The organism is Rothia mucilaginosa ATCC 25296, from assembly GCF_000175615.1.
In the GTDB taxonomy this organism is placed as follows: domain Bacteria; phylum Actinomycetota; class Actinomycetes; order Actinomycetales; family Micrococcaceae; genus Rothia; species Rothia mucilaginosa.
This window is the reverse complement of the sequence record NZ_ACVO01000015.1, coordinates 256,847-274,207: the sequence shown is the minus strand read 5'-3', so window position 1 is coordinate 274,207 and position 17,361 is coordinate 256,847. Positions and strand designations below refer to the sequence as shown.

Below are 17,361 nucleotides of genomic sequence, written 5' to 3'. Positions count from 1 at the left end.
AATTCCGCATCCACATGCGCTTTCTTCTCTAGTAGCGTCTACTCATGGATTGCGCCATCAACGCGAGAGAAAAATATTGCTTTCTCGTATGACATATCAAGACATTTATGACAAATGTTGTCTTAGCGCCTGTTATTAGCCCGTGCAATAGGGCGCCCGCCCCGGTTTTTCCCGTACAAAGGTTAAAAGCAAAGAGCCCCTCTCCTACCGAAGTAGGAGAGGGGCTCTTTTACTGCTCTAGCAGAGAGTCATGAAGAGAGCTTACTTAGCCTTCTCGATGATCTCCACGATACGCCAGCGCTTGGAAGCGGACAGCGGACGGGTCTCTGCAATCAGAACGAGGTCACCGATGCCAGCAGCGTTCTGCTCATCGTGTGCCTTGATCTTGGAGCTACGGCGAACGACCTTGCCGTACAGTGCGTGCTTCACGTGGTCCTCGACCTCGACGACAACGGTCTTGTCCATCTTGTCGGAGACAACGTAGCCGCGGCGGGTCTTGCGGTAGCCGCGCTCTTCGTTCTTTACTTCACTCACTTGGACTCACCTTCAGTTGCGGGACGAATACCGAGCTCGCGCTCACGCAGCACGGTGTAGATACGTGCGATGTCGCGCTTGATAGTGCGGCGACGACCTGCGTTAGCCTGACCGGTGACTTCCTGGAAGCGGATGTTGAAGAGTTCCTTCTTCGCTTCGCTCAGCTTTGCAGCCAGCTCTTCGTTGGAGAGCTCTGCGAGCTTATCGATGCTCAGGTCCTTGGATCCTACTGCCATCTCGCTTATTCACCACCTTCGCGGCGACGCACAACACGTGCCTTCATCGGGAGCTTGTGGATTGCCAGGCGCATTGCCTCGCGAGCCACTTCTTCGGACACACCGGAGAGTTCAAACATGACTCGACCCGGCTTGACATTTGCGACCCACCACTCGGGCGAACCCTTACCGGAACCCATACGGGTTTCAGCGGGCTTCTTGGTCAGCGGACGGTCGGGATAAATGTTGATCCAGACCTTACCGCCACGCTTGATGTGACGGGTCATTGCGATACGTGCAGCCTCAATCTGGCGGTTGGTCACGTATGCGGGCGACAGGGCCTGAATGCCCCACTCACCGAAGCTAACCTCGGTGCCGCCCTTTGCGAGACCACTACGCTTGGGGTGGTGCTGCTTGCGGTACTTTACTCGACGGGGAATAAGCATTTATGCCTCACCGTTCTCTGCAGTCTTGGCCTCGACCTTTGCCGAAGCGTTCTCGTTGCGGCGCTCGCGACGAGGACCACGGTTGCCCTGGCGGCGGCGGTCACCATCGCGGCGGTTGCCACGGCGGTTGTTTGCTGCCTGCTGAGCTGCCAGCTCCTTGTCGGTCAGGTCGCCCTTGTAGATCCAGACCTTCACGCCGATGCGACCGAAGGTGGTCTTAGCCTCGAAGAAGCCGTAGTCGATGTTCGCACGCAGGGTGTGCAGGGGCACACGGCCTTCGCGGTAGAACTCGGAACGGGACATTTCAGCGCCACCCAGACGGCCGGAGCACTGGATACGGATACCCTTTGCGCCTGCACGCTGTGCGGACTGGATTGCCTTCTTCATTGCACGGCGGAATGCAACACGCGATGCGAGCTGCTCTGCGATGCTCTGTGCAACCAGCTGAGCGGAGAGGTCGGGGTTAGCAACCTCGAGGATGTTCAGCTGAATCTGCTTGTTGGTGAGCTTCTCGAGCTCGCCGCGGATGCGGTCTGCTTCTGCGCCACGGCGGCCAATCACGATACCGGGACGAGCGGTGTGGATGTCCACACGCACGCGGTCACGGGTACGCTCGATCTCGACCTTTGCAACGCCTGCGCGATCCAGGTTCTTAGCCAGCAGCTCGCGGATCTTTACGTCCTCGCGGACGAAGTCAGCGTAACGCTCGCCGGGCTTGTTGGAATCAGCGAACCACTTGGAGACGTGGTCAGTGGTGATGCCCAGTCGGAAACCGTTCGGGTGAATTTTCTGACCCATTTAGCGGTCCTCCTCCTTCTCCGGGGTAGCAACTACCACGGTGATGTGGCTGGTGCGCTTGTTGATTCGGTATGCGCGACCCTGAGCGCGGGGCTGAATGCGCTTCATGGTCGGGCCCTCGTTCACGAATGCTTCGCTGATGAACAGCTCTTCCTCGCGGAAGGGCAGACCCTGCTGGGTTGCCTTCTGACGAGCGTTAGCTACTGCCGAAGCAACGATCTTGTATACCGGTTCCGAAGCTGCCTGGGGGGCGAACTTCAGAATCGCCAGAGCCTCTTCCGCCTGCTTACCACGGATCAGGTTGACGACACGGCGGGCCTTCATAGGCGTAACGCGAACGAAACGCGCTGATGCCTTGGCTTCCATTGCCTATCTCTCTTTCGTCTATTGCCGAAAGGGAAACGTTAGCTTATCGGTGTGAACCGATTAGCGACGCTTGCCCTTACGGTCGTCCTTCACGTGGCTGCGGAAAGTGCGGGTCGGAGCAAACTCACCGAGCTTGTGACCAACCATCGACTCGGTGATGAACACCGGCACGTGCTTGCGACCGTCGTACACTGCGATGGTGTGACCGAGCATGTCGGGGATAATCATCGAGCGACGCGACCAAGTCTTGATTACGTTCTTGGTGCCCTTCTCGTTCTGAGCTGCAACCTTCAGGTAGAGGTGCTGATCAACGAAAGGGCCCTTCTTCAAACTACGAGGCATGTTTCAGGCTCCTTAGCGCTTCTTGCCAGTACGACGGCGACGAACGATGAGCTTGTCGCTTTCCTTGTTGGGACGACGGGTACGACCCTCGGGCTTACCGTTGGGGTTAACCGGGTGACGACCACCGGAGGTCTTACCTTCACCACCACCGTGCGGGTGGTCAACCGGGTTCATGACCACACCACGGACGGTCGGGCGGATGCCCTTCCAGCGGTTACGGCCTGCCTTACCCCAGTTGATGTTGGACTGCTCAGCGTTGCCAACTTCACCAACGGTTGCGCGGCAGCGAACATCCACGTTGCGGATTTCGCCGGAGGGCAGACGGAGCTGACCGTACTTGCCTTCCTTAGCAACCAGCTGTACAGAAGCACCTGCGGAACGAGCCAGCTTTGCGCCGCCACCGGGGCGGAGCTCAACACAGTGAATCACGGTACCAACGGGGATGTTGCGCAGGGGCAGGTTGTTACCGGGCTTGATGTCAGCTGCGGGGCCGGACTCGACGATGTCGCCCTGAGCGAGCTTGTTCGGAGCGATGATGTAGCGCTTGGAACCATCGAAGTAGTGCAGCAGTGCGATGCGAGCGGTACGGTTGGGATCGTACTCGATGTGTGCAACGCGTGCGTTCACGCCGTCCTTGTCGTGACGACGGAAGTCGATCAGACGGTACTGGCGCTTGTGGCCGCCACCCTTGTGACGGGTGGTGATGCGGCCGGTGTTGTTACGGCCGCCGGTCTTGTGAAGCGGACGAAGCAGGGACTTTTCCGGGGTGGAGCGGGTGATCTCGGAGAAATCAGCAACGCTCGAACCGCGGCGACCCGGGGTCGTCGGCTTGTACTTACGAATACCCATTTAGATATTTCTTCCTTCGTTAAAGTGGTCTCCGCGGGGCTTATGCCTGCGGACCGCCGAAGATGTCGATGGTGCCTTCCTTGAGGGTCACAATCGCACGCTTGGTGTTCTTGCGAGCGCCCCAACCGAAACGGGTGCGCTTGCGCTTGCCCTGACGGTTGATGGTGTTGACGGAAGCAACCTTGACGTCAAAGATCTTCTCGATGGCCTGCTTGATTTCCAGCTTGTTGGAATCGGTAGCGACCTCGAAGGTGTACTTACCTTCGTCGAGCTGACCGTAGCTCTTCTCGGAAACGACGGGAGCGATGATCACGTCGTATACAGACTTGGTGGAAACGCTCATTACTTAGCGCCCTCCTTCTTCTGAGCTGCAGCAACGAATGCGTCGAATGCTGCCTTGGTGAAGACCACGTCGTCAGAAACCAGCACATCGTAGGTGTTGAGCTGATCTGCGTACAGAACGTGGACGTTCTCCAGGTTACGTGCGGACAGAGCCACAACGTCCTCTGCACGAGCAATCACAAGAAGGATGTTCTTGCGCTCGGTGATAGCTGCGAATGCAGCCTTTGCAGCCTTGGTCGAGGGGGTTTCACCGGAGATGAAGTTCTCGACAACGTGGACGCGGTCGTGACGAGCGCGATCGGAGAGAGCACCGCGCAGTGCAGCGGCGATCATCTTCTTGGGGGTGCGCTGTGCGTAGTTACGCGGGGTCGGACCGTGAACAACGCCACCGCCGGTCATGTGCGGTGCACGGATGGAGCCCTGACGTGCGTTACCGGTACCCTTCTGCTTGAAGGGCTTACGGCCTGCACCGGAAACCTCGCCGCGGTTCTTGGTCTTGTGGGTGCCCTGGCGTGCAGCAGCGAGCTGTGCAACGACAACCTGGTGCAGCAGGGGCACGGATGCCTGCGCGTCGAAAATCTCTGCGGGCAGGTCTACCTTAAGGGTCTTAACAGCCATGATGTATTAGGCTCCCTTCACAGCGGTACGAACCAGAACAACGCCGCCCTTGGGACCGGGGATTGCGCCCTTGATCAGCAGGACATTGTTCTCTGCGTCCACACCCTGGATAGTCAGGTTCAAGGTAGTGTGACGTGCTGCGCCCATACGGCCAGCCATGCGCATACCCTTGAACACGCGTGCGGGGTAGGATGCGCCACCGATGGAACCGGGCTTACGGTGGTTCTTGTGCTGACCGTGAGACGCGCCAACACCCTTGAAGCCGTGACGCTTCATAACACCTGCGAAGCCCTTACCCTTGGTCTTACCAACGACGTCGACCTTCTGGCCTGCTTCGAAGAGCTCAACGGTCAGTTCCTGACCGAGGGAATACTCAGAAGCATCTGCGGTACGCAGCTCGACGATGTGGCGACGGGGGGTAACACCGGCCTTCTCGAAGTGACCAGCCAGGGGCTTGGTAACCTTGCGAGAGTCGATTGCACCGAAACCGATCTGAACAGCTTCGTAGCCGTCAGTTTCCTGGTTACGGATCTGGGTAACAACGTTAGAATCAGCCTTGACGACGGTGACGGGCACGAACTTGCCGTCCTCGTCCCAGACCTGGGTCATGCCGAGCTTGGTGCCCAGCAGGCCCTTCACCTGGCGCTCGAATTTGTTAGTCATTAGATGCGATCCTCTACAGCTTGATCTCGATGTTTACGTCTGCCGGCAGGTCGAGACGCATGAGGGCATCAACAGCCTTGGGGGTCGGATCAACAACGTCGATCAGACGCTTGTGCGTACGCATCTCGAAGTGCTCGCGGCTGTCCTTGTACTTGTGGGGAGAACGGATAACACAGTAAACGTTCTTCTCGGTCGGCAACGGCACGGGGCCAACTACAGTTGCGCCTGCGCCCTTTACCGTTTCGACGATTTTCCGTGCCGAAGAATCGATGACCTCGTGGTCATAGGACTTCAGACGGATGCGGATTTTCTGTCCCGCCATCTGTCGGACTCTCTTTCTTGATGTATTCCCTGTATCGGAGCTTTTGCCCCTTTGTTATAGCGCTTAAGGAACGCGATATATTCATCACGTGCGCCACTCAGAACGGACTGAATCCGGCTTTGCCGGGTTCCTCACCCCGCCTGAGTACCGACCCCCGAACTCGGGCGTGTCGCCTATTTTCTAGACATACTCGTCCCGTCATCCTTCGGACCGGGTCATACGTGGGCCTACCTTTAGTGCAGGTAGACGCTTTGACAACGTCGTCAATTCTCTCAGAGATAGAGCGCTTAAGCAATACAAACACGAGTTAAGTGCTTAAGAACACTTAACTGTCTTTGTCAATTTGAGGCACTTCCCTGAATGTAACTCTCAGGGAGCTTTCAATCTACTTTCAGTAAGTTCCATGCGCTTTATTGCTCTTAATAAAGCTTTTAGGTCTAAAGACTCTCGTATCGTAGAAGTATCACTACAGCCTAAGGAGAAACCATGTCTCAGCCGACACAACCTCATCAGGCATCCTCTAGCTCTCACTCTTCATCTCAGAGCCCTCAGCATGTCCAGCCGCAAGGTCTCGGTCTGTACGTTCCCCCATCCCTGTCGGGTCCGTATCCTCAGCCTCCTGCGCAGCGCCGCCGGGTCAATGAGGATATCTTCCTCAATATTGTTCTGTACATCGGTTCGCTCCTGCTCATCGGTGCTGCGGGTCTTTTTGTCACCTCGGTGACGTCTTCTCAGGATGAAACGGCTATCTTCCGTGTCCTTGCAATGGCGCTTGGAGCAGTCGTCTTCTACGGAGCCGGTCTGCTCACCTACCGCTTCGTGGAGCGCCTACGTATCGCTTCCTACTCTTTTGCAGCAACCGGTCTTGCGTTTATTCCTCTGACTGGCGTTGCTACCTATGTCCTCAAGATTTGGGTTGAAGGACGCTACGTCTGGCTTCTCACGTCTCTGGTTGGCACTGCAGCCATTGTTGGAGCCTGTGCCCTCATGCGTAACCGTGTGATGGCGTACCTGCTGATTTCGTTCATTGTTTCGGACTCGTTGGCGGCTACAAAGGTAGCGGCTCTGCCTTTCGTTTGGTATTTTGTTTCACTGACTGCAGTTGCCACCGTTCTGGGTTTGGTTCTGCATTTTGCCCCGAATGCTGCTCCGAAGGGCATCCGCGAAGGTCTTGTTGATTCTTCCCGCATTTTTGTTCCGGCTACTGCCATCGCTATTTTCTTCTTCACCAACGATCTGAGCTATACGGATGCGGGTATTGCGTTTGCAGTCATGTCTGTGCATGCCATTCTTTTCACGTGGCTGAACGGTACGGCAGATTACTATGCCCAGGCACGTATCTACCCGATTGCGTCTGTTCTCTCCTTCATCATGGACTCGGATCACGGCCCGTGGTTCCCCAGCATTTTCTTCGTCTCGGTCCTGGTTGTTAACCTGATTTCTGCTTACGTATTTATTCCTCGTCTGCAGAAGACTATTGCTGGTTCTGCTCCTGCTACTGATGAACAGCCCGAGCAGGTTCAAAGCACCCCGGCTATCCCCTGGGCGAAGGAAGCTCCTCACCATCCCGCTCACAAGATGGAGTGGTTGCCGGCAATTGACGCATGCGTCGGCGTGTTCTTCTCTTTCTTCGCTCTCATTGATGCCTTCTTCACTGCTCATGCTGCCGATAGCCCTGTATACGCAACGCGCTGGAGCGCTTTCCTTCCTTATGCAGAAGGTAATCAAGGTATCTTCCCTGCCCCCTGGGTTATTGGTGTCCTCTGCATTGTGAGTTTCTTGCTGTACCGCAAGGCAATCCAGCCTCTGCTACTCATGAGTTTTGTAGCGCTCATTCCAGTTGTTGGCATGTACGCGTCCCCCGGCAATCAGGGTACTTTCTACCTCTTCTTTACCGCGGCAGTAGTCATCTATCTGGTCAGTGCTAAGGCCCCTGAGGCACGTACCGCTGGAGCGGTACTGAGCAACATCGGTTATGCCATTGGTATGATTCAACTCTTCCTCGCTCTCATTCCTGAGATGCAGACTTCTGAGTCGCTTTTGATGTTTGCGTTGGTCTGCGCCGTTATTGCGCTACTGACTTTTGTCCTCTCTCAGGGCGTTGCAGCGCAGAACGCAAGCTACCGTCTTGTAGAGATGTCGGTCTACCTCTTCTTGGGCGTTTTTGCTCTCTTCGTCGGGTACGTAGCTAACCATGCTGATGGCGGAGCGCATGGCCGATTCTGGATTGGTTTCCCTCTCTTCTCGGGTGCCGTCCTCTTCTTGAGCGTGCTGGGCGCTCTTATTCTGGCTCGCGCGTTGCGACTTTCGGACGTTGGGTCCTTCCGCTCCACGCTTGTCATGTTTGTCCGTATCGCGTTCTACTCGACTCTGCTTATCGCGACGATTGGCTCGCGACACTACCTGCTGTACGACTTGCAGAAGGAGTACATCGCTGTAGCACTGCCGGCGCTCCTGACCGTCGTCTACGGTGCGCTTGGTTTCTTTATGCCGGCTGGCTCTTCGATTCGTTCGGAACTACTCACCGTTGCACGATTCCCCATCTGCTGGTCTGTCATTCTGCTCGCTATCAGCGGCAATATGAAGGAATCGCTTGTAGACTTCCTCGTACTTGCCCTGCTGGCGGTTCAGGCGCTGTGCAGCGTGCTACTCTACGCGTACTCCAAGCGAAACTACGAGGCATACGCAGCAGCGACTTTCTTTACTCTTGGTTCTATCCTGAGCGTAGGCCGTTTCATTGGCGACTTTGATAATCTTCTGTTCGCAGTAGCAACTCCGATGATCTTCATCGCCGTATGGGTACTTGCACTCATCTTCAGGATCCCCCGCATGCAGATTGGTGCCTCCATCAGTATCACGACGTTCTGCATTGGTTCTCTATGGAATCTCTTCAACACGAGGGAAAGCACAATGATGATGACTCTTCTGGGCTACTACGCTCTGATTGCCGTCGTTATCCTGTTCGTTCTGAAGGTCACGCTCCCGGTTGAGGTCTTCGGTGTGAACGCAAACGTTCGTCCTCGCATTGCTGTCCCGGTCGGTAATACGATGGTTGATTTGCCGATGCACGGCCCGCTGGGTGCCCCCTACGCGCGTTTCATGTCTCGCCGCCCCCTGAGCCAGAGCATCTATGCACCGGTCAATACGCTGCTGATGATTCCCGCTCTGGCGGTGCTGGGATTCTACACCTTCGTTGGGTTGGTTTTTGAGCCCAAGCAGGTAGAACTCAACGCACTTCTCTGGGGCCTAGGCGCTCTGTCTTTCGTGTCTGTCACCAAGGCGAAGAACCTGCCGATCGTCTGCACCACGGCGTTCAGCCTCTTCATCGCCCGTCTGGTCATTGATTACTCGAAGTCCAATCCCCTGAGCGTCATTCTTGAGGTTGCTCTCCTGATTCTGCTGGCTGTTGTAGCTGCCAAAGTTCTCAAGAACTTCATCGCAAAGAGGCCTGTAGACGAGCAGGTATCGGATTCTCCTCTGTACTGGGCTTTGGGTCTGCAGGTATTTCTCACCCTGGTAACGTGGGCAGTTCCCGCTGATGGTCCGGATATTGTGGTGCTGGTACTCGGCATCGCTCTGACTCTCCTGAGCGCTTTGCTGCTCGACCGAGTCTGGACCTATATTGCAACCGCCTTGGTCACCCTCGACCTGGCAATTTTGCTCAACGGTCTGAACCCGCTGACCCTGCTGATCATCTCTATTCTGCTCATTGCCGGCGTTATCTGGCGTCTGCTGGTGCGACAGAACAAGCAGGATGCAGTAGCTCCGCACCAGGATTCTGAGCAGCTTGGGGATTTCTCACAGCCTCAGAATCAGCAGGGTATGTACCCCCAGGGTAATGTCCAGATGCAGCTGCCTCCGGTTCCTCAGCAGGGATACCAGCCTCGTGACGGGGAGAATATCTAACCTGTTGCAGGTATAGGTTCTTTTCCTGCGGCATTCTGTAGTAGGATTACCTATGTCCCTTACGAGGGGCAGTCATTCGAATCGCGGTTCCCAGTCTTCGGGCTGGGAACCGTTTTTCTTTATCCGCAGATCTTATATTCCTATCTGCAGGGTCTTTAGACGCTCCCCCGCCGCAAGCCGGTCCACATGACCAGGTTCTTTCTGAGGTCTGCAAATCTCTAAACGGATCAGGCAGTCATTCACCTGCCCGTGCTCTTTCCATATCCGGGAGTTCAGGATTTACAGCTAGAAGGTACGGACTTGCCATGCCGCCGCAGGGGGATTTCTATCGTTACGGATGCAACGTGAACTTCCGCTATTACTACGCATGTTTCCCCACTCAGAAGTCTTGAGCGGCTGCTAAAGGGGACCGAGAATGCCCAGAGCTGTACTTTGGCGGCCCTGGCTGATAATGCCGCTTTCTCTGCTTCGGCGGAGTCCTCAACAGGCCAAAATGGGCATAACAAAAGGACCCCCGCATCTGCGGGGGTCCTTGAGTATCGCTACCTGATGGAGAGTTTTCTCTCCGGCAGATCTTTAGCGAATTATCGTAAATTTACGGCAATTACTTGATGATCTTGGTAACGCGACCCGAACCAACGGTGCGGCCACCCTCACGGATAGCGAAGCCGAGGCCCTCTTCCATTGCGATGGGCTGGATCAGGGTAACAGTCATCTCGGTGTTGTCACCGGGCATAACCATCTCGGTGCCCTCGGGGAGGGTGATAACGCCGGTCACGTCAGTAGTACGGAAGTAGAACTGAGGACGGTAGTTGGAGTAGAAGGGGTTGTGACGGCCACCCTCATCCTTGGAGAGGATGTAGACGTTTGCCTCGAACTCGGTGTGGGGGGTGATGGAGCCCGGCTCCACGACAACCTGACCACGCTCAACATCGTCACGCTTCAGACCACGCAACAGCAGACCACAGTTCTCGCCTGCCCATGCTTCGTCGAGCTGCTTGTGGAACATCTCGATACCGGTAACGGTGGTCTTCTGGATCGGGCGGATACCGACAATCTCGACCTCGGAGTTGATCTTCAGGGTACCGCGCTCTGCACGACCGGTAACAACGGTGCCACGACCGGTGATGGTGAAGACGTCCTCGATGGGCATGAGGAAGGGCTTGTCCTTCTCACGCACGGGGTCCGGAATGTAGGTGTCGACTGCGTCCATGAGCTCCTCGACCTTAGCAACCCACTCGGGGTCGCCTTCGAGAGCCTTCAGTGCGGAGACGCGAACAACGGGAGCGTTGTCGCCGTCGAACTCCTGCGAGGAGAGGAGGTCACGGACCTCCATCTCGACGAGGTCGAGGAGCTCTTCGTCGTCAACCATGTCTGCCTTGTTCAGTGCAACCAGCAGGGTGGGGACGCCAACCTGGCGAGCGAGCAGAACGTGCTCGCGGGTCTGTGCCATGGGGCCGTCGGTAGCTGCAACCACGAGGATTGCGCCGTCCATCTGAGCCGCACCGGTAATCATGTTCTTGACGTAGTCAGCGTGGCCGGGAGCGTCAACGTGTGCGTAGTGGCGCTTCTCGGTCTGGTACTCGATGTGAGCAATGTTAATGGTAATACCGCGCTGGCGCTCCTCGGGAGCGGAGTCGATCATACCGAAGTCGCGCTTCTCGTTCAGGTCCGGGTACTTGTCAGCCAGAACCTTGGAGATTGCTGCGGTCAGGGTGGTCTTACCGTGGTCAACGTGACCAATGGTACCGACGTTAACGTGAGGCTTGGAGCGCTCGAACTTAGCCTTAGCCAAGAGTGTTCCTCCTAGAACGATTGAAAACATGCACGCGGATCTTCGCTCCGGCGCATCCCGTTATAAAACGGTCTAGCGTCTACAATAGCGGATTACGCCGCAGAGATGAAACTGTTCATGCTCTCAATAATGGATTTAATTGAAAATTTTGACGTGGGCCACAGGTTTTTGACCCGTGGCCCACGGGTGAGACGCGAAAATTACTCGCCGCGGCTCTTCTGGATGATCTCGTCAGCAACGTTCTTGGGAACCTCGCCGTAGCTATCGAATGCCATCGAGAACACTGCACGACCCTGGGTCTTACCACGCAGGTCGCCAATGTAACCGAACATTTCGGTCAGGGGCACAATAGCCTTGATGATCTTAACGCCGGATGCATCCTCCATGGAACGAACCTGGCCACGGCGGGAGTTCAGGTCGCCGATAACGTCGCCCATGTACTCCTCGGGGGTACGAACCTCAACGTCCATCAGCGGCTCGAGCAGGACCGGGTTAGCGCGCTTAGCGCCTTCCTTGAAGACCATCGAACCAGCGATCTTGAACGCCATTTCGGAGGAGTCGACGTCGTGGTAAGCACCGTCGATCAGGGTTGCCTTCACGCCCACCATCGGGTAGCCAGCGAGGACACCGAACTTCATAGCGTCCTGGATACCAGCGTCGACCGAGGGGATGTACTCGCGAGGCACGCGGCCACCGGTGACCTTGTCCTCGAACAGGTACAGCTCTTCGCCATCCAGGGGCAGGGGCTCGAAGGAGACCTGCACCTTTGCGAACTGACCAGAACCACCGGTCTGCTTCTTGTGGGTGTAGTCGACCTTCTCGACTGCCTTCTTGATGGTCTCGCGGTAAGCAACCTGAGGCTTACCAACGTTAGCCTCAACCTTGAACTCGCGCTTCATACGGTCAACGATGATGTCCAGGTGCAGCTCACCCATACCACCAATTTCGGTCTGACCGGTTTCTTCGTTCAGCGAAACGGTGAAGGTGGGGTCCTCAGCGGAAAGCTTCTGGATAGCGGTGGACATCTTCTCCTGGTCACCCTTGGTCTTGGGCTCGATAGCCACGAAGATCACAGGGTCGGGGAAGGTCATCGACTCGAGAACGATCGGGTGTGCGGGGTCGCACAGGGTGTCACCGGTGGTGGTGTCCTTCAGACCAATCGCAGCGTAAATGTGACCTGCGGTAATCTCCTCAACCGGGTTCTCCTTGTTGGAGTGCATCTGGAAGAGCTTACCGATGCGCTCCTTCTTACCCTTGGTGGAGTTCAGAACCTGCTGGCCCTGAGCTGCAACACCGGAGTAAACACGGGTGTAGGTCAGCTGACCGTAGAACGGGTGAGCTGCAACCTTGAACGCCAGTGCTGCGAAGGGCTCGTCTGCGGATGCCTTACGGGTCAGCTTCTCTTCCTCGTTGGAGGGGTTGGAACCGACAACGTCCGGAACGTCCAGCGGGGAGGGCAGGTACTCAATCACAGCGTCCAGCATGGGCTGAACACCGCGGTTCTTGAATGCAGAACCACAGAGAACGGGGAATGCCTCGCCGGAGATAACAAGCTGACGGATACCCGACTTAATCTCGGGGATAGTCAGTTCGCCCTCTTCGAGGTACTTCTCCATGAGCTCTTCGCTGGACTCAGCAACAGCCTCAACCAGCTCAGCGCGGTACTGCTCAGCCTTCTCAACCAGGTCAGCAGGAATGTCCTGAACCTCGTAAGAAGCCCCCATGCTCACGTCACCCTTGGCGTCGCCGGGCCAGACGTATGCCTTCATTTCGAGCAGGTCAACAACACCGAGGAAGTCGCTCTCAGCACCGATGGGGAGCTGAACAACCAGCGGACGTGCGCCCAGGCGGTCGATGATGGTCTGAACGGTGAAGTAGAAGTCAGCACCCATCTTGTCCATCTTGTTGACGAAGCAGATACGGGGGACATCGTACTTGTCAGCCTGGCGCCAAACGGTCTCAGACTGGGGCTCAACACCTTCCTTGCCGTCGAACACAGCAACTGCGCCGTCGAGGACGCGCAGGGAGCGCTCAACCTCAACGGTGAAGTCGACGTGACCGGGGGTGTCGATAATGTTGATCTGGTTGTCCTTCCAGAAGCAGGTGGTTGCTGCGGAGGTAATGGTAATACCTCGCTCCTGCTCCTGAGCCATCCAGTCCATGGTGGAAGCGCCGTCGTGGGTCTCACCGATCTTGTGGTTAATACCGGTGTAGAACAGAATGCGCTCAGTGGTGGTGGTCTTACCGGCGTCGATGTGCGCCATAATACCGATGTTGCGGACCTTGTTAAGGTCGGTGAACACGTCAAGTGCCACGTTATTCTCCCTAAATGAGATACTCCGAAAGCCTGCCGACTCGAATCGACTCGGCAGGCTCTAAACGGAGAATTACCAGCGGTAGTGTGCGAAGGCCTTGTTGGACTCGGCCATCTTGTGAGTGTCCTCGCGACGCTTCACAGCGGCACCGAGACCATTGGATGCATCCAGGATCTCGTTCATCAGACGCTCAGTCATGGTCTTCTCGCGGCGCTGCTTGGAGAAGCCAACGAGCCAGCGGAGAGCCAGAGCGGTGGAACGGCCGGGGCGAACCTCAACCGGAACCTGGTAGGTTGCACCGCCAACGCGGCGGGAGCGAACCTCGAGAGAAGGCTTGATGTTGTCCATAGCCTTCTTCAGGGTTGCGACCGGGTCAGAACCGGTCTTCTTCTCGACGCCCTCGAGGGCACCGTAGACGATGCGCTCTGCGACGGACTTCTTGCCGTCCAGCAGAACCTTGTTGATCAGCTGGGTGACCAGAGCGGAACCGTAAACAGGATCGTTTACGAGGGGACGCTTGGGAGCGGGACCCTTACGAGGCATTACTTCTTCTCCTTCTTAGCGCCGTAGCGGGAGCGAGCCTGGCCGCGACCCTTAACACCCTGGGTATCCAGAGCGCCACGAACGATCTTGTAGCGAACACCGGGGAGGTCCTTCACACGACCACCGCGAACGAGCACGATCGAGTGCTCCTGCAGGTTGTGACCCTCACCGGGGATGTATGCGGTAACCTCGACGCCGCCGTTGAGCTTGACACGAGCGACCTTACGCAGTGCCGAGTTCGGCTTCTTCGGGGTGGTGGTGTACACACGGGTGCACACGCCACGCTTCATGGGGTTGCCCTTCAGTGCGGGCGCCTTGGTCTTAACGACCTTGGGAGTCCGGCCCTTACGGACCAGCTGCTGAATAGTAGGCACGTTTTCTCCGTTGCTTGATCGGGTTCTTCGTTAGAAAATCCCGTATAAACTTACTGGCCCCCATCACGTTGGATGGGTGCTCTCGGTTATCAGAAACGCTCGGATGCATATCCGGTTGGTTTCTATAGGTTCCTCGACATCTCGGCGAGTTCTCAGGGCTAAAATTCCCCACCATCAGAGGTGAAAAAGTTTTTGGGCACGCTTAAAAATGGCATTTAGGCGTCAGCAAAAAGCAACGCCAAAGGACGGTATCCATACTGCCATTGATTCATCATGCCCGTGCCCTCGGGAAATATCCCGCGTAAACCCACCGGGGGTGGATCCTTGTGCACCGAGCTCAAGTACTTCGGATAAGACTATACAGGTTAAATCCCGCTTAATCTAGCGCCAGAGCGGGGATTCTTTGCTTTTAAGCCCCCATCTAAGGGTAAAAGCTGATGATTTACCTCACTTAAATTACATCTTTGGGATTTACCACTCCCCCGCCGCCGCCTCCGCCACCTCTGTTTCTTTTGCCTCTTTGACGCAATTTAAAGCAGAAGGCCGCCAAGAACCTCTCAATGATTCTTGGCGACCCCAACAGATGCGGGAGGCGAGCGCATAGCTACGCCCGCCTCCCGCAAGAGAATATTCAGTTATAGGTCCGCCACAGCAGCTACTGGACTACGCCATCTGGAAGAGACTACGCCACCTGGAAGACTCGAGTCTGACCCTCAAACGGGGTGATAGTCTTCGAATTCTTCTTAGCATTGCCGTAGTAGCGGATGCGGTACTGCCCCTTAGGAGTATTAGCCGGGACCTTCCAGCGAACCGTCACCTGAGAAGCCGAAACACCAATGCGCTTCCATTCAAAGAAGGTATCCGGGTTGTTATCCGCAGTGTAGTACTTCCAGGTATTACCCACACGACGCTCAATCACGAAATAGCTACCGTCGTGATGAATATTGTTATTCGGGTGAGCACCCGCAAAACGAGCCGTTACCTCTTCGCGGCCGGCAATAGCGTCCTGAGGCTGCTGAGTGACCTGGCCGTAACGCATACCGAACATGGGGGTATCGTAGACGACCTTACCCTGCAGGCTGGCTACCGGGCGACGATCATTCGGACGGTTACCAATACCCAGCGGCGTACCGTTCTTCAGCGAAGTTCCAACAACATTAATGGTCTGACGGAACGCGCTGGAGGTGTAACGACCGAAGAGGGTCGCGCCGCCTTCATACTGCTGAGAGTCATACTCCTCAGGAGTCGTCACGTAGTGGTCGTAGGCGTTGGTGTAGCCCTGCAGAATAATGTGCGATTCGGGAACGCCAAAAAGCTTGGCAGCATCCTGACGATACTGCACACCTACCGCACCGGTGAACTCACCGGGCATACCCAGCAGGTAGTAGTCACCGAAGCGCATAATCTGCACCGGATACTTTTCCTGAATGATCGTTCCATTTTTTGCAGAGAAGAGAATGCCCTTCGGCTGCTGGCAACGCGTCTGGGCAGCACTCGGAGTGAATACCAGAGTACCCAGAATAGAGGGGCGACCGGAGCCTTCCTTATAGACAGCCCAGCCACCGCCACCATCCTCGGTGGACCCCGCACCGAACGGAGTACCCAGGAAGCCCTGACAAGTTCGCTCATTATGGCCACTGCCGGTGTACTTGGCATCCACATTCATACCCGAGAAGTTGAAGTACGAAATACGCGAATCCAAGCCCTTACCCACCGGAGTACCCGAGCTCTTCAACTGAGAACGCACAGCGTTAGCCTGCTTCTCACCCTGAATCTTCATGTTCTTGAATTGGTCATTGGTCGGACCCTGGCCAGGCTTCAACCAAGTATTCGGAGAAACATCACCAGCATTAGCATTCGCAAATGCAGCTACGAAGCCATCACCACTGCCAGGAACATTGCGGTCAACACCGTGGTCCTGGTTCTCCAGCAGGTACTCCGCGTAACCCTTGTTGTCGCTCGAAATCAAGGTGTTCTTCGAGGTCAAAGACGTCGGGTGAATTGCGAACCAGTTCAACACCGCACGAGTCTTACCGTTACGCTCCAGACGCAGAGTCATATTGGTCGGATCGGTACCGCCGGGCAGCTTAGAGCGAATCTCAGGAGAGTCCAGGTTGAACGCCTCGCGAGAACGGTTAACACCGACACCAGTCAGCTTTGAAGAAGAAATCGTCAGGTTACCGGGTGAAAGGTCCTTCGTCGCCTGGCGAATCGCCTTCAGTGACCCATCTACCTGTGCATTAAACGTGTCCTGATGGAAGCCCAGAGTCGTAATGTTGTACAGGCTCTGGTGCGTGATACCGCCAGGAGTTGCGTGAGTGTGGGTTGCAGTAATCATAATGTTCGATTCATCGTACGCAGAACCAAACTCAGCGCGGATACGCTTCACCAGCTCATCACGCAAAGACTGCCAACTGGTCAACGTATCGAGTACAACAATGAGGTTGCGCTTACCCGAAGCTCGATCCACAGCAATGAAAGCGCGTGCGTACTGGCGAGTATGCACACCGCTACCCTTCTGAGAGGTCTCACCGTAACCCATGAAGCCGACCTCACCGGGCTCACCGGTAATATCCGCCGCACCTGCACCAACCAGGTAGGGGGTAGCACTGGAGCTCTGAGAGGCAGGAGCTGCCGTCGCAATCTGGCCAGCGGGAAGAATTGCGGATGCCGCAATGAGGCATGCAGCACCAATGCGAGTTAGAGAATGCATGGGTGCTTTAAAGCGCGAAAAGACAGAGGAGCGCTTTTGCTCACCTGCAGACAAAGAGGAATTCTGTTCAGGCATCTGAGATTGAGATGTTCCGGAGGGCAGTCGGGTGCCGCTAGTAGTCACCCGTCCGGAAGTGATTGGAGTGATATGCATGCCTTCAAGAATAGAACCTAGTCAAAAGGCTTTCCAGTTGAATTAGCATCGTTCAAATCAAGAACAT

At 56.0% G+C, this 17,361-nt stretch carries 17 protein-coding genes; 1 reads left to right on the top strand and 16 read right to left on the bottom strand.

The window, feature by feature from the left end:
• Positions 1–261 precede the first annotated feature (261 nt).
• The 11 genes from rpsQ to rpsJ are packed head-to-tail and all read right to left on the bottom strand — an operon-like array spanning position 262 to position 5,495.
• Positions 262–534, bottom strand: coding sequence for a 30S ribosomal protein S17 (gene rpsQ / locus ROTMU0001_RS04640; protein ID WP_005508401.1), 273 nt, complete (start codon positions 532–534; stop codon positions 262–264).
• Positions 531–770: a 50S ribosomal protein L29 gene (gene rpmC, locus ROTMU0001_RS04635; protein WP_005504969.1), complete on the bottom strand. Its 240-nt coding sequence runs from the start codon at positions 768–770 to the stop codon at positions 531–533. The genes rpsQ and rpmC overlap by 4 nt, the downstream gene beginning before the upstream one ends.
• 5 nt (positions 771–775) lie before the next feature.
• Positions 776–1,195: a 50S ribosomal protein L16 gene (rplP, locus tag ROTMU0001_RS04630; RefSeq protein WP_005504968.1), complete on the bottom strand. Its 420-nt coding sequence runs from the start codon at positions 1,193–1,195 to the stop codon at positions 776–778.
• Complete coding sequence (gene rpsC, locus ROTMU0001_RS04625) at positions 1,196–1,993, bottom strand: 30S ribosomal protein S3 (RefSeq protein ID WP_005504966.1); 798 nt, start codon at positions 1,991–1,993, stop codon at positions 1,196–1,198.
• Positions 1,994–2,359, bottom strand: a complete 366-nt coding sequence (gene rplV, locus ROTMU0001_RS04620; protein WP_005504964.1) for a 50S ribosomal protein L22 — start codon at positions 2,357–2,359, stop codon at positions 1,994–1,996. It abuts the gene before it with no gap.
• Between the two features lie 60 nt (positions 2,360–2,419).
• Positions 2,420–2,701, bottom strand: coding sequence for a 30S ribosomal protein S19 (gene rpsS, locus ROTMU0001_RS04615; RefSeq protein ID WP_004005282.1), 282 nt, complete (start codon positions 2,699–2,701; stop codon positions 2,420–2,422).
• Positions 2,702–2,713: 12 nt separating this feature from the next.
• A complete protein-coding gene (rplB, locus tag ROTMU0001_RS04610; RefSeq protein WP_005504961.1) occupies positions 2,714–3,550 on the bottom strand; it encodes a 50S ribosomal protein L2 in 837 nt (278 codons plus the stop codon).
• A 40-nt stretch (positions 3,551–3,590) separates the two neighbouring features.
• Positions 3,591–3,893 (bottom strand): 50S ribosomal protein L23, encoded by a 303-nt coding sequence (rplW, locus tag ROTMU0001_RS04605; RefSeq protein WP_005504959.1) that lies wholly within the window; start codon positions 3,891–3,893, stop codon positions 3,591–3,593.
• Positions 3,893–4,510 carry a 50S ribosomal protein L4 gene (gene rplD, locus ROTMU0001_RS04600; protein WP_005504957.1) on the bottom strand — a complete coding sequence of 206 codons (618 nt, stop codon included), beginning with the start codon at positions 4,508–4,510 and terminating at the stop codon, positions 3,893–3,895. The genes rplW and rplD overlap by 1 nt, the downstream gene beginning before the upstream one ends.
• A gap of 6 nt (positions 4,511–4,516) precedes the next feature.
• Positions 4,517–5,173, bottom strand: coding sequence for a 50S ribosomal protein L3 (rplC, locus tag ROTMU0001_RS04595; protein WP_005504955.1), 657 nt, complete (start codon positions 5,171–5,173; stop codon positions 4,517–4,519).
• A 13-nt stretch (positions 5,174–5,186) separates the two neighbouring features.
• On the bottom strand, positions 5,187–5,495 hold the full coding sequence (rpsJ, locus tag ROTMU0001_RS04590) for a 30S ribosomal protein S10 (RefSeq protein WP_004005287.1): 309 nt from the start codon (positions 5,493–5,495) through the stop codon (positions 5,187–5,189).
• 486 nt (positions 5,496–5,981) lie between these two features.
• On the opposite strand from rpsJ, the gene ROTMU0001_RS04585 reads away from it, so the two are divergent.
• Complete coding sequence (locus ROTMU0001_RS04585) at positions 5,982–9,401, top strand: hypothetical protein (RefSeq protein ID WP_005508398.1); 3,420 nt, start codon at positions 5,982–5,984, stop codon at positions 9,399–9,401.
• A gap of 604 nt (positions 9,402–10,005) precedes the next feature.
• On the opposite strand, the gene tuf is transcribed toward ROTMU0001_RS04585, so the two are convergent.
• From tuf to ROTMU0001_RS04560, 5 genes are all read right to left on the bottom strand, one after another.
• Positions 10,006–11,196 carry an elongation factor Tu gene (gene tuf / locus ROTMU0001_RS04580; RefSeq protein WP_005508397.1) on the bottom strand — a complete coding sequence of 397 codons (1,191 nt, stop codon included), beginning with the start codon at positions 11,194–11,196 and terminating at the stop codon, positions 10,006–10,008.
• A 200-nt stretch (positions 11,197–11,396) separates the two neighbouring features.
• Positions 11,397–13,511 (bottom strand): elongation factor G, encoded by a 2,115-nt coding sequence (gene fusA, locus ROTMU0001_RS04575; protein WP_005508395.1) that lies wholly within the window; start codon positions 13,509–13,511, stop codon positions 11,397–11,399.
• 72 nt (positions 13,512–13,583) lie between these two features.
• Complete coding sequence (gene rpsG, locus ROTMU0001_RS04570; RefSeq protein WP_005504941.1) at positions 13,584–14,054, bottom strand: 30S ribosomal protein S7; 471 nt, start codon at positions 14,052–14,054, stop codon at positions 13,584–13,586.
• Positions 14,054–14,428: a 30S ribosomal protein S12 gene (gene rpsL, locus ROTMU0001_RS04565; protein ID WP_005504939.1), complete on the bottom strand. Its 375-nt coding sequence runs from the start codon at positions 14,426–14,428 to the stop codon at positions 14,054–14,056. Before rpsL ends, rpsG begins: the two co-directional genes overlap by 1 nt.
• A gap of 682 nt (positions 14,429–15,110) precedes the next feature.
• Positions 15,111–17,141, bottom strand: coding sequence for a neutral/alkaline non-lysosomal ceramidase N-terminal domain-containing protein (locus ROTMU0001_RS04560; RefSeq protein WP_005508394.1), 2,031 nt, complete (start codon positions 17,139–17,141; stop codon positions 15,111–15,113).
• Between the last annotated feature and the right edge of the window lie 220 nt (positions 17,142–17,361).